Origin of the sequence: Deinococcus multiflagellatus, from assembly GCF_020166415.1 — a bacterium.
In the GTDB taxonomy this organism is placed as follows: Bacteria; Deinococcota; Deinococci; order Deinococcales; family Deinococcaceae; genus Deinococcus; species Deinococcus multiflagellatus.
Genome location: NZ_JAIQXV010000037.1, coordinates 1 through 18,799 on the forward strand (window position 1 = coordinate 1; position 18,799 = coordinate 18,799).

Here is an 18,799-nt window from a genome sequence, read left to right on the forward strand (position 1 = left end):
AGCACCTCGCCCCTCCCATTTCAACGTTTCAGAAGAGCGCCGAAACGTTTCCATTCTCGGTGCGAGGTACTTTTTTCGCCTCTCGCTCCGCTCGGTTGATCTAAAGATCAACAGCGAGTGACTTAGCCTGGACACCCGGGGCGCGCTTCCGGGCCCCCAGCCCCTACACTGAACAGGAAGTCGGCGGTTCCGTGGCATCCAGGGGCCAGGGCCGCCCATCACCTGCCGGCCGCTGCTGGCCGCGACAGCACAGGAGGACCACAGATGACGGCAACACAGAGCAAGTGGCTGGACGCTGAACTGAAGTACGACAGCGGCGTGTACAACAAGCACCACGTCGTGATGACCAGGGGCCTGGGCGCCACCGTCTGGGATGAATCCGGGCGCTCGTACATTGACTGCGTGGCGGGCTACGGCGTGGCGAACATTGGCCACAGCCACCCGGATGTGGTGCGGGCGGTCAAGGAGCAGGTGGACCGCCTGATCGTGATGCCCCAGACGCTCCCCAACGACAAGCGCGCCGAATTCCTGCAGGAACTCGTGGGCATGCTGCCCCAGGGCCTGGAGCGCGTGTTCCTGTGCAACTCCGGCACCGAGGCGATGGAAGCGGCCAAGAAGTTTGCGATCACCGCCACCGGCCGCCAGCGCTTTGTGAGCATGAAGCGCGGCTTTTCGGGCCGCAGCCTGGGCGCACTGGCTTTCACCTGGGAACCCAAGTACCGCGAGCCGTTTGGCGACGCCGTGGACAACAAGAACGTGGACTTCGTGAGCTACGGCAACCTCGAAGAACTGCGCGCGGCCATCACGGACCAGACGGCCGCCGTGATCATGGAGCCGGTGCAGGGTGAGGGCGGCGTGCGCCCCGCCAGCGCCGAATTCATTCAGGAGGCCCGCCGCCTGACCAAAGAGAAGGGCGCCCTGCTGATTCTGGATGAAATTCAGACTGGCTTCTGCCGCACTGGCAAGATGTTCGCCACCGAGCACTACGGCGTCACCCCCGACGCCATGACGCTGGCCAAGGCGATGGCGGGCGGCCTGCCCATCGGCGCGCTGGCGATGACCGCCGAGGTGGCGGACCGCATGCCCGCTGGCGGCCACGGCACCACCTTCGGCGGCAATCCCCTGAGCATGGCCGCTGGTGTGGCGGCCCTGCGCGCCATGAAGCGCGAAGGCATGGCCGAGCAGGCTCGCGAGAAGGGCGCGTACTTCATGGAAAAGCTGCGCGCCATCCAGAGCCCCAAGATCCGCGAGGTGCGCGGCCTGGGCCTGATGATCGGGGTGGAGCTGAAAGAAAAGAGTGCGCCCTACATCCACGCGCTGGAACACGATGAAGGCGTGCTGACCCTGCAGGCCACGCCCCTGGTGGTGCGCTTCCTGCCGCCGGTGACCATCAGCAAGGAGCAGATTGACACCGTGATCGCCGCCTTTGAGCGCGTGCTGCAGAACGTGGACCCCCGCGCTGAACGCCGCGCCGAACTGGCCCAGGGCGCCGAAGAGAAGCAGAGCGAGTAAAGAAGAAATACTCAACCTGGGGCGGCCGTAGGGTCGCCCCAGGTTGGTTTGGTGTTGGGGAAGGAGAGGGGAGGCGTCTCCAGCTCATTGGGAGGGGCAAGATCGGGTCAGGCGTTTAGAGCGGTTGACCAACGAACGCCCTCACCCCTCGCTGCGGCGCCGCTCTTCGAGTCCCACGAGGGGCGAGGGTCAAGACCCTACAGCATCTTGATAGCAACTGCTCTAGCTGGTTGTGCATGGAATGGTCGTTGTGGAGGGGGTCCCAGGACGGATGATAGGGGCAGGGCGAAAGGCTGCTTCAGCCCCTGCCCATGCCCCTTCTCCAGCCGCCCCCTGTCCAGCCCGGCCGAACCTCCGTTCCCAGCGGCCTTCATGAACCCCTGACCATGAGGGGAACGTGCGGTTTCTGCAATCGCGCGCCCGTGAACTTCCTTACACTGTGGCCTGATGAAGCGCTGGGCTGGGGGATTAATGGGAGCGACGCTGGTGGGTGGAGCGCTCGCGGTGGGTGTGGCGACGCAGCCGGGGGGGACGCTGGCCCCGGGCCTGCGCATTGCCGGGGTGGAGGTCGGCGGCCTGACCCGGGAACAGGCCCAGGCCGCGCTGGCCGGGCAGGTGGCCGCCCCGCCCCAGGTGACGGTTCGGGCGGGCACGGCGCGCTGGACCGTGGGCGCCGCGCAACTGGGCTGGCAGGCCGACACCGCGCGCAGCCTGGACGCGGCGTTTGAAGCCACAGCCAGCCGCAACCTGCTGCAAAAGGTGCAGGGCCTGATTGGGCAGGCGCCCGTGCAGGACCTGCCCCTGAGCGTGACGGTGGACACCGCCCAGGCCCGCGCCACCCTGAGCGGCCTGACCGCCGCCCTGAACACCCAGCCCAAGAACGCGGCCATCTTCTTCGACAAGGCCACGAAAAAATACGCGGTCAAGCCGGGCAACCCTGGCCGCCAGGCCGACGTGACGGCGGCCGTGAACAGCTACGCCGCCAACCCGGCCCAGACGGCCCTCACCGTGCCGGTCAAGCAGTGGGCGGCCAAGTACACGGCCGCCGCGCTGCAGGCGCATGTGGACCGGGGCAACGCCCTGAACCGCGCGTTCACCGTGTCCCTGGACGGCACCGACCGCACTGGGGTGCTCAGCGCCCTGCAGGTGGCCAATCTCTACTGGGTGCGTGAACAGGGGGTGGTGCCGGACGAGCAGACCCTCAAAGCCGCGTTCGGCCTGCTGACAGAGACGGTGGACCGCCCCGCCCAGAACGCCCGTTATGTGATGCAGGGCGGCACGCTGGTGAAGGCCAAGGAGCGTGCCGGGCGCGTCACCGACCGCGCCGCCGCCTACGCCCTGTTCCGCAAGGCGGTGCTGGACCCCACGCAGAAAACCCTGGTGTTCCCCAGCAAGGTGCAGCAGCCCACCTTAACCATCGACAAGTTGCCCGCCGCCGACAAGCTGCAGCTGATCGCCGTGGGCAAGAGCACGTACTACGGCAGCAGCCCCGCGCGGCGCACCAACGTGGCCAACGCCGCCGCCAAGATCAACGGCACCGTGGTGCCGGCCGGCGAGGACTTCAGTTTCCTGAGCGCGCTGGGGGGCATCACGCCGCAAAATGGGTTCGTGGGTGGGCTGATCATCAGCGGTGGGCGCACGGTGGACGGCCTGGGGGGCGGGGTCTGTCAGGTGAGCACCACGGTCTTCCGCGCGCTGTACAGCGCCGGGCTGCCAGTGGTGGAGCGCAACCAGCACTCGTACCGCGTGGGCTATTACGAGCCCCAGGTGGGCTTTGAGGCCGCCGTGTACGACCCGGGCCTGGACCTGAAGCTGAAAAACGACACCAGCGGCCCCATCCTGATCAAGACGGTGAACAACAACGCGACCAGCACCCTGGAAGTGCAGGTGTGGGGCATCAAGCCCGCGCGCACCGTGACGGTCAGCCCGGCCGTGATCACCGCGCGCATTCCGCACCCGGCGCCGCAGTACGTGGTTAACCCCGCCCTGCGCCCCGGCACCACGCGGCAGGTGGACTGGGCCGCCGACGGTTACAGCCTCTACATCACCCGCACCATCAAGGACGCCAGCGGCGTGCGCCAGGACCAGGTCAAGACGGTCTACAAGCCCTGGCGCGCGGTGTACGAAACCGGCCCGCGTGGCTAAGGCGGTGGAGGAGAGGAGCGGGCCGGGTGGCGCGCTCCTCTTTTTTTGGGTCGAGGGGTCGAGCCGTCGAGAGGGTCGAGAAAGGCCAGCTGGCGCTGCTCGACCCCTCGACTTCTGGCCCCCTCGACCTATCGAGAGACTTTAGAACCGGCGGCCCCGCTGCCCATCCCCACCTCTCGACTCCTCGACCTTTAGACTCCTCGACCCTTCACCCCACCCCCTGCCGCCTCACGAACGCCCGTTTGTTCCCCACGCTGGAACGCCCAGGCGTCTAGACGCACCTTGCAGGCCCATCAATGCGCCCCCTATGGTGGAGCCATGAGCGCGAAGATCGTGATCGTAATTCTTAGCACCGGGGGCACCCGAGGCTAGGTTGCGTCACCGCTTCGCCCACCCCCGCCCCAGATCAGGGCGGGGGCGCTTTTTTTCAGGAGGATCAGGCATGGGTTCAGAGCACGCGCCAGCGCAGCACGCACCGCACCTTTCTGCACCAGAGCGGGGCCAGATGAACGGAGCCAAGGCCCTGTGGGCCACCCTGGCCAACCACGGTATTTCCACGGTGTTCGGCTATCCCGGCGGGGCGATCATGCCGGTCTACGACGCCCTGACCTTCTACCCCGAGGTGCGCCATGTCCTGACCCGCCACGAGCAGGGCGCGGCCCACGCCGCCGAGGGCTGGGCCAAGGCCACAGGCGAACTGGGCGTGTGCATGGCGACCAGCGGCCCCGGCGCTACCAACCTCGTGACCGGGCTGGCCGACGCCATGCTGGACAGTGTGCCGCTGCTGGCAATCACCGGCAACGTGGCCAGCCACCTGATGGGCACCGACGCCTTTCAGGAAGCGGACATCACCGGAATCACCCTGCCCATCACCAAGCACAATTACGTCGTGCGGGATGTGGCGGAACTGCCGCGCATTGTGGCCGAGGCGATTCGCATTGCCCGCTCCGGGCGCCCGGGGCCGGTGCTGGTGGACATTCCCAAAGATATTCAGCTGGCCCCCTACCACGGCGACATTCCGGCGCCCCACGCCCGCCCGGAGATTCCCGCGCCCAGCCCAGAGTCCATTGAGCGCGCCTGCGAGTTGCTGCGCGGCGCCAAAAAGCCAGTGATGATGGTGGGGGGCGGCAGCCTGGACGCCGCCGCCGAGATCACCGCCCTGGCCCGCGCCTGGGACATCCCGGTGATCACCACCCTGATGGGCCTGGGCACCTTTCCCGCCAGCGATCCGCTGTGGCTGGGGATGCCCGGCATGCACGGCTCGGTGGCGGCCAACCGCGCGATCAGCGAGGCGGATGTGCTGCTGGGCCTGGGGCTGCGTTTCGATGACCGGGTGACGGGCCGCGTGAGTGGCTTTGCGCCCCACGCCGCCATCATCCATGTGGACCTGGACGCTGCCGAGATTGGCAAGATCGTGCGCACCCATGTGCCGGTGCGCGGCGACGCCGCCCAGGCCGCCCGCCTGCTGGCCGAGGGCGCCCAGCCGCCGGCCCGTGCTGAGTGGCGCGCGCAACTGGACGCCTGGAAGGCCCGCACCGAGACCCCCAGCCACTGGGGCGCGGGCTCCGCCGTCAAGGCCGTGGTGGACCGCCTGCGCCCCGATGACCTGCTCTCAAGCGATGTGGGCCAGCACCAGATGCTCGCCGCGCAGCTGGCCCGCTTTGAAAAGCCCCGCCGCTGGATCAACTCGGGCGGGCTGGGCACCATGGGCTTTGGCCTGCCCGCGGCCATTGGCGCCGGGATGGCCGAGCCCGGGGTGCGCTCGGTGGTCATTGCCGGGGACGGCGGCTTTCAGATGACGGCCCAGGAACTCGCCACGCTGAAGATGTACGACATCCGCAACGTGAAAATCTGCATCATCAACAACTCCTACCTGGGCATGGTGCGCCAGTGGCAGGAACTGTTCCACGAAAAGCGCTATTCCGAAGTGTGGCTGGGCGACTCCAACCCCGATTTCGTGAAACTGGCCGACGCCTACGACGTACCCGCCTACCGCGCCAGCACCGCCGAAGAACTGCCCGGCGCCATAGACGCGTGGCTGGCCGACCCCAGGAGCGCCCTGCTGGAAGTCGTGGTGCCGCACGAGCACGGCGTGTTCCCCATGGTCCCGGCGGGGGCCGCCCTGTCCGAGATGATCGAAACCGAGCCGGCACGCCCCGGCGCCCCCACCCCGGAGGCGAGCGAAGCATGACCCCCGAGCAGCCCACGCCCGACCACCTGCTGTCCATCCTGGTGCGCGACGAACCGCGCGTCCTGACCCGGATCACGGCCCTCTTTGGCCGCCGGGGCTACAACATCAAGAGCCTGTCGGTGGGCACCACCGAGCACCCTGGCGTCTCGCGCATGACCATTGTGGTCAGCGGGGACCGGGGCGTGGTGGAACAGGCCATGCGGCAGCTGGAAAAGCTGCACGACGTCGTAAAAATCATTGACCACAGCCTGGAAAAATACGTGGACCGCGAACTGGTGCTCGTCAAGGTGGCGATCAACCCCGAAACGCGCGTGGAGGTGCGCCAGATCGCCGAGGACTTCCGCAGCCGCATCGTGGACGTGGGCCGCCACGCCCTGACCTTCGAGGTGACCGGCGACGAGGGCAAGATCACGGCCTTCATTGAGCAGCTGCGCCCGTTCGGCATTCTGGAAACCATGCGCACCGGCCGCATTGCCCTGACGCGCGGCAGCAACGCCGATATTCCGGCCCACGTCTACCACCCCGGCGAAACCCAGACCCTCCAGCCTGTCCTGTCCGCCGAACCCCGCGAGGAACGGGCGCGCGAAGTACCAAATCTGTTTTAGAGGATGGTTGATGGTCGAGAGGTGATGGAAAAAGCCCGTCACCATCAACCTTCAACCATCAACGGTCAACCTGCTCTAGCCCACAATCCCACCCAGCTCACGTTCTATAGGAGAATCCCCCAATGGCTGCGAAGATGTACTACGACCGCGACGTGTCCACCGCCCCCATCGAAGACAAGCTGATTGCGATCATCGGCTACGGCTCGCAGGCGCATGCGCACGCCCAGAACCTGCGCGACAGTGGGTTAAACGTGGTGGTGGGCCTGCGCGAAGGCAGCGCCAGCCGCGCCAAGGCCGAGCAGGCGGGCCTGCGCGTGGCGAGCATTGAAGATGCCACCCGGGAAGCCGACGTGATCATGCTCTTGATCCCCGACGAGCAGCAGCCCAAGGTGTACGCGCAGAGCATCGCCCCCCACCTCGCGGACGGCAAGGCGCTGGCGTTTGGGCACGGCTTCAACATTCACTTTGGCCGGATCACGCCGTCCGCCGGGGTGGACGTGTTTCTGGTGGCCCCCAAGGGCCCTGGTCACATGCTGCGCCGCGTCTACGCCGACGGTGCGGGCATGCCCGGTATCTTCGCCGTGCATCAGGACGCCACCGGGCAGGCGCGCGAGATCGCCCTGGCGTACGCCCGGGGCATTGGCTGCACCCGCGCGGGCGTGCTGGAAACCACCTTCAAGGAAGAAACCGAAACCGACCTGTTCGGGGAGCAGAGCGTGCTGTGCGGGGGCGTCACCCACCTGATTCAGGCGGGCTTCGAGACGCTGGTGGAAGCCGGCTACCAGCCCGAAATCGCGTATTTCGAGACGCTGCACGAGGTCAAGCTGATCGTGGACCTGATTTACGAGAAGGGCTTTGGCGGCATGCGCCACTCCATCTCCAACACCGCCGAGTTTGGCGACTACGTGACCGGTCCGCGTATCATCACCGCCGAGACGAAGGCAGAAATGGGCCGCGTGCTGGCCGACATTCAGCAGGGCAAGTTTGCTGAGCGCTTCATTGCCGACGCCGAAGCGGGCTTTCCCTTCATGGAGGAGCAGCGCGGCAAGATGCGCGATCACACCCTGGAGGTCGTGGGCCAGGACCTGCGCGACAAGATGCCCTTTATCAGCAAAAAGGCGCTGGAAGTTTAAGCCGCTCCGCCCTGGCCGGCCCCCGCCCGCTGTGGCTGGGGCCGCATTCTTTATGCTGGGCCCACATGGTCGAACTCTCGGTGAACGCGGCGCGGGCCCATGTGGGGGCCCACGAGTGGCGCAAGGGGCAGCCCTACGTGGCGGGCTTGACGGCCCTGAGCGCCCAGCCGGACGGCGACACGGTGACCCTGAGTGGGATTGCCCGGGGCCAGGAGCGCTACCGCGTGCAGGCCACCGTGCGCGCCGGAGCGGTCGAGGCCGCCCACTGTTCCTGCCCGGTGGGCGGGGGGGGCGGCTGCAAGCATGTGGCCGCGCTGCTGGCCCGCGCCGCCGGGGCGCCAGAGGACTTCGAGGCATGGCCGGATCTGGACGCCACGCTGGCCGCCCTGAGCGCCGACGACCTGCGCGCCCTGGTCCGCCGGCTGCTGCGCCGCGAACCGGACCTGACGCGGCTGGTGGTGGCGGGCGGCTCCGGCGCGGGACTGGCCGGGCAACTGCAGGCCGCCTTTGCCGAGATCGCCTATGACCCCGAGGAGGACTGGGAAGGCGAGGGCCCTGACCTGAGCGACGTGTGGCCGCTGGCCGAGGAGTTGAGCCGCCTGGGCGAGACCCCCGGTGCCAACCCCCAGGCCGTGCTGAACGCGGCGGTGGCCCTGCTGGACGGCGCCGCCGAGTTGCAGGACGAGGACTACGGCGTGGAACTGCACGACCTCGCCGCCCCGGCCCGCAGCGCCCTGCTGCGGCTGCTGGCCCGTGAACTGGCTGAGGACGTGCGCTCGTCCGCCCACGACGCGCTGCACGAGGCCGCCGCCGAATTCGGCTGGGGCGCTGCCGAGATTGCGCAGGAGGGGCAGGCGGACCTGTTCGCCGCGCTGCCCCCCGAGGACCGCGCCCTGAGCCTGGGGTTCCTGCACGGCCTGCTGGACGCCGAGGGCCGGGCCTACCGCCGCCAGGAACTGGCGCGGACCCTGGGGGTGCTGGGCCAGCTGGGCGCGGGCGAAGTCACCCCCGAAGCCGAGGTGACCCTGGCCCGCGCCGCTGGCGACCTGGAAGGGCTGGTGCGCCTGTTGCTGGCCCAGGGCTGCGTGCCGGAAGCGGTGGCGGCGCTAGGCGAGGGGCCGCGCCCCGTTCCGCCGCAGCAGGTGGAAGCCCCGTTCCGTGAATTCGGCCTGCTGGACGCGCTGGAAGCCCACGCCCGCGCCAACCTCCGGGTGTACGGCGCTAGGGCGTGGCTCTACGGACACTTCCGCGAGACCGGCCGCGACGCCGACGCCCATACCCTGGCCCTGGACGCTGTGCTGCACGGCACCGGCGACCACCCCGATTTCACCGCGTCCTTTCTGCCGCGCGATCTGGACTGGCTGGCGGCCCTGAAAGCGGTCAGCCCCGACTGGCCCGCCGACCGCGAAACGCTGATGGATCACTGGGCCCAGCAGCGTCTGAACCTGGGGTGCCTCGTGCTGTTTCTGCTGCAAGAAGGCCTGGGCGAGCGGGCCCTGCCTGTCTTCAGGCGACACAAGGCCGATCCGCTGCGGGTGCTGGGGCCCCATCTCGCCACGCGCCTGGCCCTGGCGCTGCCGGCGGCCGAGGCCAAACCGCTGCTGCTGCAGGCCGCCGCTGCCCACATTCAGGGCCGGGGGCGCAAGCACTATGCGGACGCCGCCGGGGCCCTGCGCTCGGCCGCGCCGCTGCTGGGCCACGAGGAAGTGCGCTCGGCAGCCCGCCTGTTCGTGCAGGAATACCCCACCCTGCGCGCGCTGAAAGAGGAACTGACCCGTGCGGGGCTGCTCTAGGCGGGTCCCCCTAACGCACGTTTGCATTAGACAACCTGCGCGGCGCTGGCCGGGGCCCCCTTACGCTGGGCCTATGTTCGCGTTTGGCCTGCTTCTTGGCGTTCCTCCGGTGGAGTGAACGGCCAGACAGATGCGGCCAGCCCCCGGAGGACACCCCTCCGGGGGTTTTCGCTTGCCCACTTTGCCCACAGGAGCCCTGCCCATGACCCAGCCCCAACCCGCCCGCATCCGTATTTTCGACACCACCCTGCGCGACGGCGAGCAGTCGCCCGGCGTGGCGCTGAACCACGCGCAGAAACTGGAAATTGCCCACCAGCTGGCCCGCATGGGCGTGGACGTGATCGAGGCCGGGTTTCCCATCGCCAGCCCCGGTGACCTGGAAGGTGTGTCGCGCATTGCCCGCGAGGTCCGGGGCCCAGTGATTGCCGGCCTGGCCCGCGCGAACCGCGCCGACATTGAAGCGGCGGCCAAGGCGGTGGAGGCCGCCGAAAAGGCCCGTATTCACACCTTCATCGCCACCAGCCCCATTCACATGGCCAAGAAACTGAACCTGGAGCCAGACGCCGTGGTGGAGCGCGCCGTGCAGGCGGTGCAATATGCCCGCACCTTCGTGGACGATGTGGAATTCAGCGCCGAAGACGCCACCCGCAGCGACCCCGAGTTTCTGATTCGCATTTTCCAGGCAGCGGTGGAGGCCGGGGCCACCACCATCAACATCCCCGACACCGTGGGCTACACCACCCCCGATGAGATTCGCACGCTGTTCGCCCGGATTCGCGCCGCGCTGCCTGGGCACATCATCCTGAGCGCCCACTGCCACGACGATCTGGGGCTGGCGGTGGCGAACTCCATTGCAGCGGCTGAAGGCGGCGCCCGCCAGATCGAATGCACGGTGAACGGCATTGGCGAGCGCGCCGGCAACGCCAGCCTGGAAGAACTGGTGATGGCCTTTCATACCCGCAGGGACCATTACGGCCTGGAGACTGGCATCCGCACCCGCGAGCTGTACCGCGCCAGCCGGCTGGTCAGCCGCTTAAGCGGGATGCCCGTGCAGCCCAACAAGGCTGTGGTGGGCGACAACGCCTTTGCCCACGAAAGCGGCATTCACCAGGACGGGGTGCTGAAGGCCCGCGAAACCTACGAGATCATGAACGCCGAGCTGGTGGGGCGCGAGGCCGCCGTGCTGGTGATGGGCAAGCACAGTGGCCGCGCCGCCTTCCGCAAGGCCCTGACCGACCTGGGGTACGCCGACCTGCCCGACGACAAGGTGCAGCACCTGTTTGCCCGCTTCAAGGACCTGGCCGACCGCAAGGGCCAGATCTACGCCGACGACCTGCGCGCCTTGGTGGAAGCCCGAAGCGACATTCCGCAGACCTTTACCCTGGAAGGTTTTCAGATCACCAGCGGCATGAACATGACGCCTGTGGCCTTTGTGCGCCTGCAGACCCCCGACGGCCCGGTGGACGCCACCGCCCACGGCGACGGCCCGGTAGAGGCGGCGATTCAGGCCATCAACCGCATCACGCAAATTACCCCGGAGCTGGAAACCTACCGCATTCAGGCGGTCACGGGCGGCGGGGACGCGCTGGGCGAGGTCAGCATAGGGGCGCGCTACGGCGAAACCAGTCTGCACGGCACAGGCGTGGCCACCGATGTGGTGGAGGCCAGCGCGCGGGCGTGGCTGCGGGTGATCAATCAGGTGGTGGCGGGCATGGGCAAGACGCGCAGCATCACCCAGACGACGCCGTGAGGGGGCAGGGGGCGGATGGCCAATGGCCGATGGCACAGGGCGGACAGCTGGGGGAGGCCCAGGCTCCGGTGCTAGAAATTGCCTTGCTGACGATTCGCCGGGGATTGACACCTGCCTTCGAGGAGGCGTTCGCTGAGGCGCAGGGCATCATTTCGGCCATGCCTGGGTATCTGCGCCACTCGCTCCAGCGCTGTGCCGAGGATGATCATCGCTACGCCCTGCTGGTCTGGTGGACAACGTTGGAGGCACATACCATCGGCTTTCGGGGCAGCCCGGACTACCAGCAGTGGCGGGCGCTGCTGCACCACTTTTACGACCCGTTTCCCACGGTCGAGCATTTTACGGAGGTGGGTCTCTGACCCGGCCGTTACGCGTGGTGTTCCTCTGCACGCAGAACAAACTGAGGAGCCTGACCGCCGAGGTTTTATTCCGGGAAACCGGCGAATGGGAGGTGGTGTCGGCGGGCACGCATCCGGCGGCGCTGACGCCACTCACGCGGGATCTGCTGGAGTGGGCGGATGTGGCGGTGTGTATGCAAAAGCAGCACCGCGATGTGGTGCGCACGCAGTTTCGCGGCGCCCTGCCTGATGAGCGCGTTGTCACCCTGGGCATTCCCGACAACTACGAGTTCATGGCGCCGGAACTTGTGACGCTGCTGCAGCAGAAGGTTCCTGCGCGTCTGGGCACCCTGACACCCCGTACTGCGCCAGCGGATTAACCCTTCAAACGTTCTGCCGGCAGGACTCGTGGCAGCATGGCGGGGTGAATCCTTTGCTTCTGCGCACCGCCCTCATTACCGGCGTCGTGATCGGCCTGCTGAATATCGTCTTTGCTGCGCTGGACTATGGCCTGGACAACCTGCCCCTGTGGTTTTACGCCGCGCAACTGCTGCTGCTGCCCGCCATGATCCTGCCCATGCGGTACTTCCCTCAGGCGTCGGTGACGCGGGATTTTCTGCAGCGGGCGGGGCTGTTCGCTCTGGGCTGGGCGGTCCCCTTTGCCATCTACAAATTTGCCCACGATGTCCTGAACCCGGTCTTTGATCCGGTGTCGTCGCTGATTTCGTATGTGGTGACGGTGCTCCTCTTCTCGCTGATCTTTGCAGCCATTCGGCGGCCCAAGGCGGGCTGATCCGGAGGCAGCGGCCCAGGTGGTCTGCCAACGTGCTCTGCCCCGCCCACCCAGACCAAACGAAAGACCCCCTCCAACTTGGAGGGGGTCTCTCTGGTGCGTCGCTTATCGGCCGGAGGGCACGAACTCGCGGTCGGCGAAGTCTTCGCGCTGGCGCGGGCCACGGTCGTCACGGTCGCGGCTCCAGCGGCCCTGACCACCGCGTCCGCCGCCCTGGCCGCCCCGGTTGCCGTAGCCACCACGGCCGCCGCCCTGGTAGCCACCGCCCCGGTTGCCGTACCCGCCGTCTTCGCGGTCACGGTAGCCACGGCCACCCTGGTAGCCGCCGCCTTCGCGGCGCTCGCGGGTGGGCTGCTCGAACAGTTCGGGCAGTTCCTGGGCCACTTCCACGCCCACCTCGCCTTCCAGCGGGCTGGCGGCCATCAGCTTCTCCACGAACTCGCTGGGCACGTCGGCCACAGCGCCGCCGCGCCACTGGCGCACCTTGCCCAGGCGGCGGGTGTCAACGTCGGTGGTGCGGGCCAGCAGGGCCACGGCGCGCGCCACGCTCATGCGCTCGGCGTGCAGGATGATGGTGGTCAGGCCCTCTTCACCGCTCAGCAGGCTGGCGGCCTTTACGGGCTCGGTCACGCCGCTGATCTTGGCCAGGGCGCGGCTCAGGGCTTCGAGGCCCAGTTCGCTGAACAGCCGCTCGGCCTCGGCCTGGAAGTTGGCGGCGGCGCTGGCGTCCACCTTGCGCACCATGTCGGCGCTGGCCCGCGCGCTGGCGGCGGCCACTTCCTTGGGGGTGGGCAGGGGGCGCTCGGTAAAGCGCACGCCAGTCACGCGCTCCAGGCCAGCCACTTCGCGGTTCTCGCGGTCACCGTACATGATGATCGCGGTGCCGGTGCGCCCGGCGCGGCCGGTGCGGCCCGAACGGTGCACGTAGCTTTCGGGGTCCTGGGGCAGGTGGTACTGCACCACCAGGTCCACTTCGGGGATGTCCAGGCCGCGCGCCGCCACGTCGGTGGCGACGAGCACGCCCACGCGCCCGCTGCGGAAGGCCCCCAGGGCCCGCTCGCGCTGGCTCTGGGCCAGGTCGCCGTGCAGCGCCTCGCTTTCAATGCCGCGGTGAATCAGCTCGTTGGCCAGTTCATCGGCCTCGCGCTTGGTGCGGGTAAACACGATGGCCTTTTCGGGGTTGTACACGGTCAGCAGGTCGGCCAGCACGCGGGTGCGGGTGCGGCCCACCTTCACCTTCAGGTGCTCCACGGTCTGGGCGGCCTGGCTCTTGCCCTCGCCCACCATGTCCACGACCAGGGGGTCATTCAGGTACTTGCGGGCCAGACGGTTGATGTCGGCCGTCAGCGTGGCGCTGAACAGCAGGGTCTGGCGGGTCTCGGGGGTCTTTTGCAGAATCGTTTCAATCGCGTCGGCAAAGCCCACCGACAGCATCTCGTCGGCCTCGTCCAGCACGGCAAACTGCACGTCGCTCAGGTCCAGGTTGCCGCGCTCTAGGTGGTCAATCAGGCGCCCGGGGGTGCCCACCACGACGTCCACGCCACGGCGCAGGGCGTTTTCCTGCGGGCCGTAGGCGGCGCCGCCGTACACGGTGACCGTGCTGAGGTGCGCGCCACTCTTGGAGAACTCCTCGGCCACCTGCTTGGCGAGTTCGCGGGTGGGGGCCACCACGATGGCGCGCGGCAGGCGGGCGCGTTCACGGCTGGCTTCCAGCTTGGAGAGGATGGGCAGGGCAAAGGCCAGGGTCTTGCCGGTGCCGGTGCGGGCGCGGCCAATCAGGTCGCGGCCCTGCAGGGTGTGGGGAAGGCTGGCTTCCTGAATGGGGCTGGCTTCGGTGATGCCACGTTCGGCGAGACGCGCCGCGAGTTCGGGCGCAATCAGTTGATCAAAGTTCATTTGTCGTCCTTTCGGGAAAGTCCCCTGCAGAACTCCAAACGCCTTCAACCCTGAAAGCTCGTCCTTGAAAGTGGGGGCACTCTCCAGCCGCACAGGTAACTCCTGCGCGGCGCACGAAGAAAAATCATACAGGTCTAGGGGGAAGAATGCAAGCCGGACGGCGCGCCCATTCGTGGGCTGCTGATGACGGTCAACCCGTGAAAACGGCTGGGGCTCTGGCAGGTGGGCCAGCGCTTTGTTGCCCGCTCCTCTTGTTCCAGAGCGACAGACAACCGCTCCGGGCACCACGTCCCGGAGCGGTTCAAAGGATTAAACGGTCCCTTACAGCGCGAGGATGGCCGAGAAGTTGCCGCTCAGGCCGTCGGGGAAGAAGCCCCCGCTGGTCTTGGTGCCAGTCGTGTCGAGGAAGACGATGTTGGCCACCTGACGGGGCGTGCGGCTGAACGCAATGCCGTTGATGTCGGTGGGGACAATGTTGGCGCTGCGGGCCGGCACGTTGGGGTTCTGGTTGTTGGCGGCATTCGCGCTCAGGCCCTGGTCACGGTCGTCGCTGCCGTCCACAGCGTCGCGCAGGTTGCTGATGGCCTGCACCACCTGTTCCACCGTCAGGCCGGCGGCGGCCTGCTGGGTGCGGCGGTTGTACAGCTGCGTGCGCACCGAGCCCGAGTGGTAGGCCTCGACGGCCAGAATCCCGGCCGCGTTCTCCAGGTTACCGCCCGCGCTGTCGTCCACCAGCAGGCGCGCGGCGCCCTTGTAGGCCGTGACGCCCACGTCCTCGAAGATAAAGGCGCCGTGCAGAAAGAACAGCTCGTTGGCAAAAGGGTTGAAGTTGGTGATGACGCCGCCCGAGGCCGCGCTGCCAGCAGCCTGGAAGGCTGGGCCCAGGTCCAGGCGGGGCTGGGGTACGGCAACGCCGCCCAGCACCTTGCGAATCACCTTCACATGGGCGAGTTCGTCATCGGCGATCTCATGGGCCATCGCCAGCATGTCGCCGGTCAGGCCGGGGACGGCGACGCCGCCGCGGCCGGTAAAGCCAGCAGGCAGGATGACCTTGCTGGCGTCGCCCCCTGCATCGGTCAACTCATCGAGCCGCCCCACAGCCGCAAGATAAAAGGCCGCTTCCAGGTATTCGAGGTTCAGCGCAAAGTTGAAGATGGTGGCGTCCAGATTGGCCTTGGCCGGATGGGTGGCCAGGACATTGGTGCAGCCGCTCAGGACGGCGCCTGCGCCCATCAATCCGGCGGCGCCGAGGAACTTGCGGCGGGTGCTGTGGCCTGCGGTGCTGTTGTCACTGCTCATGGTGAAAACCTCCGGGAATGGGAACGGAACCAGAACGCTGGAACGAGGGTCAACCGTGGGCCCACCGCTGGGTGACCCCGTATGGGGCCGCGAGCGCGCGCTCGTTTGCCTTCACCGCAGGTGTATGCAGCCCCCGTTCGGTTGGATCAGCGGGTTTTCAGTTCATGAATAAGTGATGAATATCTGGGGCCGTGCCTGGGTGATTGGCGTCCTGTGCGGCCAGTTCAGACGGAGGCTGACCCAGAAGGGTGGCCTGGTGTGGGATCAGAACAGATCAGGACAGCCAGGCGCCCCGGACCCATGACCGGCCAGCCTCTGTTCGGGGCCAGAAAGGTCGCATAGCCCTGCACGGCGACGGCCCTTTGGGGGGCCAGGTTCCGCTCTCAATTCAGGGTCGGCGCCTCGGCCTGGGCGGGCCACTGGCCCCCCAGGGAAATCCATGCGCTGAGCAGGTCTTCTGGAGCCGGGGCGTGCAGGTGTAGGGCCTCGCCGGTTACCGGATGCGGCAGGGTCAGAAAGTGGGCGTGCAGCGCGTGGCGGGCGATCACGGCGCTCTCGCGGCCATACACGGGGTCACCCAGGATAGGACTGCCCAGATGCGCCAGATGCACCCGGATCTGGTGGGTGCGCCCGGTGCGCGGCTGGGCCCGCACCAGCGCCAGGGTGCGCCCGTGGCCGTCCGGGCAGCGCGCCAGCGGCGTAAAGAGCGTCTGGGCCTCGCGCGCATTGGCGCCGCCCACCGTCATGCGCTGGCGCTGCACCGGGTGGCGGCCAATGGGGGCGTCTACCCGCACCGCTTCCTCGGCGCGCCAGCCGCCAGCGGCAATGGCGAGGTACACCTTCTGGGTCTCGCGCGCCTTGAAGGCCTCGGCCAGTCGGGCGTGGGCGGCCACCGTCTTGGCCACCACGATCACGCCGCTGGTGTCGCGGTCCAGGCGGTGCACGATGCCGGGGCGGTAGCCGTCGGGGCCGTCAAAGCCGCCCTGCTGGGGCAGGCTCATGCGGCCCAGCAGGGCGTTGACCAGCGTGCCGGTGCTCACGCCCGGCGCGGGGTGCGTCACCATGCCGGGCGGCTTGTTGATGGCAATCAGGTGCTCGTCCTCGTACAGCACGTCCAGGGGCACCTGTTCGGGGCGCACCGTGGCGTCGGGGGGTGGCGGCGGAGAGACCAGCAGCGCCTCGCCGCCGCGCAGCTTCAGGCTGGGCTTGGTCACCGTCTGGCCGTCCACCTGCACATGCCCCCCCTCAATCCACCCGGCCACCTGCGAGCGGCTGGCGCCGCTAAGGCTGGCCACCACGGCGTCCAGGCGGCCCGGGGTGGCAGCAAACGGCAGGGCAGAGGCGGGGCCTTCGGTCACGGGGGGCAGTGTAGCGCCCGTCCCAAGCCCCCAGGTCCTGGGGTGCCCGGTGGGCGGCCAGGGCAGCTCATCTGGCCTTGAGGGGGCCTTGACCCCTGGCGGGGGCCATCATCCAGTCAGGGCCGCGCCGCATAAAGCTGATCAGGCCGGACCTCACCGAGGCCCCCGGCGCTTAACCAACCCTGAGGAGGTTGTTATGCCCAATCTTGGACCCGCTGAACTGATCGTGATTCTTCTGGTGGCGCTGGTGGTGTTTGGCCCGCGCAAGTTGCCCGAACTGGGCAAGAGCCTGGGCCACGGCCTGCGCGAATTCCGCCGCAGCACCCAGGGCCTGAAAGACGACCTGGCTATGGGTGCCCCAGCCACCGCGCCCATACCCACAGCGGCGCCGGCCGCCGTGCCCGTGGCGGCCCGCGAGATGGCTGTGGCGGAAGAGCCCAGAGGATAAAGCCCAGTTCATGAGCGCTCTGTAATGCTTGGGCTGTGTGCTGGCGCACTGCGCAGCGGGGTGGACCTGTTACTCTGACCGGGCTCTCATGACGCCCCTTTCCTCCGATCTGCCTGACGAGGCGCTTATCCACGCCATGGCCGGGCGGCAGGAAGAGGCGCTTCAGGAACTGCACCGCCGCTATGCCCGGCTGCTGTACGCCCTGGGCCGCCGCATGCTTCAGCAGCACGAGGATGTCGAAAGTTGCGTGCAAGACGCTTTTTTCAATGCGTGGCGACACGCGGGGCGCTTTGATCCGGCGCGGGCCAGTGCCAAGACGTGGCTGGTGAGCATTGCCCACCACCGCTTCTTGCAGGAACTGCGCGACCGCCCCGACACGCCGCTGGAACTGGAGGACTGGGACGCCCCCACGCGCAGCCCGGACCCCACCGACCGTCTGATGGCCGAGCAGGCTGTGGACGGTCTGGAGCCGCATCACCGCGAACTGGTGGAACTGGCGTACTACCGGGGGTTTACGCACAGCGAGCTGGCCATCCTGACGGGTTTGCCTGTGGGTACAGTAAAATCCCGGCTGCGCTCCGCGCTGGACCGCATGCGCGTCGCCCTGACGCGGGCCTCTGGTTCTTAAGCGCCCCACTCCATCCAAGAGAGTCCATACAAAGACAGGTGAACTGCTGTGAACGTCAACCGTGAAGATCTGGTCAGTCTGGCGCTGGGGCTGCTCAGTGCCGAGGAGGAAGCGCGCCTGCGCGCCGCCCTCGACGCTGATCCGGCCCTGCGGGCGGCGTACCGTGAGGACCTGGACACCCTACACCGCCTCCCCGACACCCTGCCCCCCGCCGAGGTGCCTGAGGGCGCCCTGGACCGCCTGATGGCCCGCGTTCGAGCGGAAGGGGAACAGGGGGGACCTGCTCCGCTGCCGCTTCAAGGGGAGGCTGACCCTGTGCCGGCCCAGGTGCCGCCCACCGCGCCCCGTCGTCGCCCCCTGGGGCCGGTGCTGGGAGGACTGGCGCTGGCGGCGGCTCTGGCAGCGGGCGTGCTCCTCCTGCGCCCCGCGCCGCCGGCCGATCTGCTGAGCGAATTCCGCGCGGTGCCTGGTGCAGTCGTGACCACCCTGGCCCGAGAAGGTGCCCCCGCCGGCCAGCTCGTGCGCCTGCCTGATGGCCGCGCCTATGCCCGACTGAACAGTGCGCCGCCGGAAGGCCGGGTGTATCAGCTGTGGCGCCTGGAGAATGGCCAGCCGGTCTCGGCGGGCGTGTTCAGCGGCCAGGACATTCAGTGGCAGGGCGCGGCGGCCGGGCAGACAGTGGCGATCAGCGTGGAGCCCCCGGGCGGCAGCCCCCAGCCCACCACCACGCCCCTGCTGGTTCAGCAGCTGTAAAACGATTTCCGGAAGAAGGCCGTCACGCAGACGGTCTTTTCTTGATCAGTAGCCCTCGTAGGGCAGTGGAACAGGGCTAAAACGGATATGAATTGCTGGGCGCTGGGTAACCATCCCGTTCAGTGCTGGATGGTTCGGACAAAGACAGCCGCCTATA

Annotated in this window: 16 protein-coding genes; 13 read left to right on the forward strand and 3 right to left on the reverse strand. The window is 68.0% G+C overall.

What is annotated here, in order from left to right; genetic code table 11:
- The first annotated feature begins 264 nt into the window (after window positions 1–264).
- The 10 genes from K7W41_RS22825 to K7W41_RS22870 all read left to right on the forward strand — a co-directional run bounded on the left by K7W41_RS22825 (window position 265) and on the right by K7W41_RS22870 (window position 12,260).
- Window positions 265–1,512, forward strand: a complete 1,248-nt coding sequence (locus tag K7W41_RS22825; protein WP_224612808.1) for an aspartate aminotransferase family protein — start codon at window positions 265–267, stop codon at window positions 1,510–1,512.
- A gap of 447 nt (window positions 1,513–1,959) precedes the next feature.
- Window positions 1,960–3,657, forward strand: a complete 1,698-nt coding sequence (locus K7W41_RS22830) for a VanW family protein (RefSeq protein WP_224612810.1) — start codon at window positions 1,960–1,962, stop codon at window positions 3,655–3,657.
- A gap of 505 nt (window positions 3,658–4,162) precedes the next feature.
- Complete coding sequence (gene ilvB / locus K7W41_RS22835) at window positions 4,163–5,848, forward strand: biosynthetic-type acetolactate synthase large subunit (RefSeq protein WP_224612812.1); 1,686 nt, start codon at window positions 4,163–4,165, stop codon at window positions 5,846–5,848.
- Window positions 5,845–6,453 carry an acetolactate synthase small subunit gene (gene ilvN, locus K7W41_RS22840; RefSeq protein WP_221088554.1) on the forward strand — a complete coding sequence of 203 codons (609 nt, stop codon included), beginning with the start codon at window positions 5,845–5,847 and terminating at the stop codon, window positions 6,451–6,453. Before ilvB ends, ilvN begins: the two co-directional genes overlap by 4 nt.
- Window positions 6,454–6,575: 122 nt before the next feature.
- The gene (gene ilvC, locus K7W41_RS22845; protein ID WP_224612814.1) at window positions 6,576–7,586 is read left to right on the forward strand and encodes a ketol-acid reductoisomerase; all 1,011 of its coding nucleotides are present in this window, start codon (window positions 6,576–6,578) and stop codon (window positions 7,584–7,586) included.
- Between the two features lie 65 nt (window positions 7,587–7,651).
- Entirely contained in the window at window positions 7,652–9,379 is a 1,728-nt protein-coding gene (locus K7W41_RS22850; protein ID WP_224612816.1) for an SWIM zinc finger family protein, read from the forward strand.
- A 202-nt stretch (window positions 9,380–9,581) separates the two neighbouring features.
- Window positions 9,582–11,129: a 2-isopropylmalate synthase gene (locus K7W41_RS22855; protein ID WP_224612818.1), complete on the forward strand. Its 1,548-nt coding sequence runs from the start codon at window positions 9,582–9,584 to the stop codon at window positions 11,127–11,129.
- Between the two features lie 29 nt (window positions 11,130–11,158).
- Window positions 11,159–11,488, forward strand: coding sequence for an antibiotic biosynthesis monooxygenase family protein (locus K7W41_RS22860; RefSeq protein ID WP_224612820.1), 330 nt, complete (start codon window positions 11,159–11,161; stop codon window positions 11,486–11,488).
- A 14-nt stretch (window positions 11,489–11,502) separates the two neighbouring features.
- Window positions 11,503–11,847: a phosphotyrosine protein phosphatase gene (locus tag K7W41_RS22865; protein ID WP_224612821.1), complete on the forward strand. Its 345-nt coding sequence runs from the start codon at window positions 11,503–11,505 to the stop codon at window positions 11,845–11,847.
- A 44-nt stretch (window positions 11,848–11,891) separates the two neighbouring features.
- The gene (locus K7W41_RS22870) at window positions 11,892–12,260 is read left to right on the forward strand and encodes a hypothetical protein (RefSeq protein ID WP_224612823.1); all 369 of its coding nucleotides are present in this window, start codon (window positions 11,892–11,894) and stop codon (window positions 12,258–12,260) included.
- Between the two features lie 105 nt (window positions 12,261–12,365).
- Here the strand turns inward: K7W41_RS22870 and K7W41_RS22875 are convergent, their stop codons facing one another.
- The 3 genes from K7W41_RS22875 to K7W41_RS22885 all read right to left on the reverse strand — a co-directional run bounded on the left by K7W41_RS22875 (window position 12,366) and on the right by K7W41_RS22885 (window position 16,813).
- The gene (locus tag K7W41_RS22875; protein WP_224612825.1) at window positions 12,366–14,156 is read right to left on the reverse strand and encodes a DEAD/DEAH box helicase; all 1,791 of its coding nucleotides are present in this window, start codon (window positions 14,154–14,156) and stop codon (window positions 12,366–12,368) included.
- A gap of 321 nt (window positions 14,157–14,477) precedes the next feature.
- Window positions 14,478–15,455 (reverse strand): ferritin-like domain-containing protein, encoded by a 978-nt coding sequence (locus K7W41_RS22880; protein ID WP_224612827.1) that lies wholly within the window; start codon window positions 15,453–15,455, stop codon window positions 14,478–14,480.
- Window positions 15,456–15,838: 383 nt separating this feature from the next.
- Window positions 15,839–16,813, reverse strand: a complete 975-nt coding sequence (locus tag K7W41_RS22885; RefSeq protein ID WP_224612830.1) for an RluA family pseudouridine synthase — start codon at window positions 16,811–16,813, stop codon at window positions 15,839–15,841.
- Window positions 16,814–17,009: 196 nt separating this feature from the next.
- Here K7W41_RS22885 and K7W41_RS22890 point away from each other — a divergent pair, with 196 nt between their 5' ends.
- From K7W41_RS22890 to K7W41_RS22900, 3 genes are all read left to right on the forward strand, one after another.
- Entirely contained in the window at window positions 17,010–17,261 is a 252-nt protein-coding gene (locus tag K7W41_RS22890; RefSeq protein WP_224612831.1) for a twin-arginine translocase TatA/TatE family subunit, read from the forward strand.
- Between the two features lie 88 nt (window positions 17,262–17,349).
- Entirely contained in the window at window positions 17,350–17,889 is a 540-nt protein-coding gene (locus K7W41_RS22895) for a sigma-70 family RNA polymerase sigma factor (RefSeq protein WP_224612833.1), read from the forward strand.
- 48 nt (window positions 17,890–17,937) lie between these two features.
- Window positions 17,938–18,642 (forward strand): anti-sigma factor, encoded by a 705-nt coding sequence (locus K7W41_RS22900; protein ID WP_224612835.1) that lies wholly within the window; start codon window positions 17,938–17,940, stop codon window positions 18,640–18,642.
- Window positions 18,643–18,799 lie beyond the last annotated feature (157 nt).

Bases quoted from the DNA above. Each gene is read 5' to 3' on its own strand.
- K7W41_RS22825 (WP_224612808.1), top strand. From the start codon at position 265: ATGACGGCAACACAGAGCAAGTGGCTGGACGCTGAACTGAAGTACGAC.
- K7W41_RS22830 (WP_224612810.1), top strand. From the start codon at position 1,960: ATGAAGCGCTGGGCTGGGGGATTAATGGGAGCGACGCTGGTGGGTGGA.
- ilvB (WP_224612812.1), top strand. From the start codon at position 4,163: ATGAACGGAGCCAAGGCCCTGTGGGCCACCCTGGCCAACCACGGTATT.
- ilvN (WP_221088554.1), top strand. From the start codon at position 5,845: ATGACCCCCGAGCAGCCCACGCCCGACCACCTGCTGTCCATCCTGGTG.
- ilvC (WP_224612814.1), top strand. From the start codon at position 6,576: ATGGCTGCGAAGATGTACTACGACCGCGACGTGTCCACCGCCCCCATC.
- K7W41_RS22850 (WP_224612816.1), top strand. From the start codon at position 7,652: ATGGTCGAACTCTCGGTGAACGCGGCGCGGGCCCATGTGGGGGCCCAC.
- K7W41_RS22855 (WP_224612818.1), top strand. From the start codon at position 9,582: ATGACCCAGCCCCAACCCGCCCGCATCCGTATTTTCGACACCACCCTG.
- K7W41_RS22860 (WP_224612820.1), top strand. From the start codon at position 11,159: ATGGCACAGGGCGGACAGCTGGGGGAGGCCCAGGCTCCGGTGCTAGAA.
- K7W41_RS22875 (WP_224612825.1), bottom strand. From the start codon at position 14,156: ATGAACTTTGATCAACTGATTGCGCCCGAACTCGCGGCGCGTCTCGCC.
- K7W41_RS22880 (WP_224612827.1), bottom strand. From the start codon at position 15,455: ATGAGCAGTGACAACAGCACCGCAGGCCACAGCACCCGCCGCAAGTTC.
- K7W41_RS22890 (WP_224612831.1), top strand. From the start codon at position 17,010: ATGCCCAATCTTGGACCCGCTGAACTGATCGTGATTCTTCTGGTGGCG.
- K7W41_RS22895 (WP_224612833.1), top strand. From the start codon at position 17,350: ATGACGCCCCTTTCCTCCGATCTGCCTGACGAGGCGCTTATCCACGCC.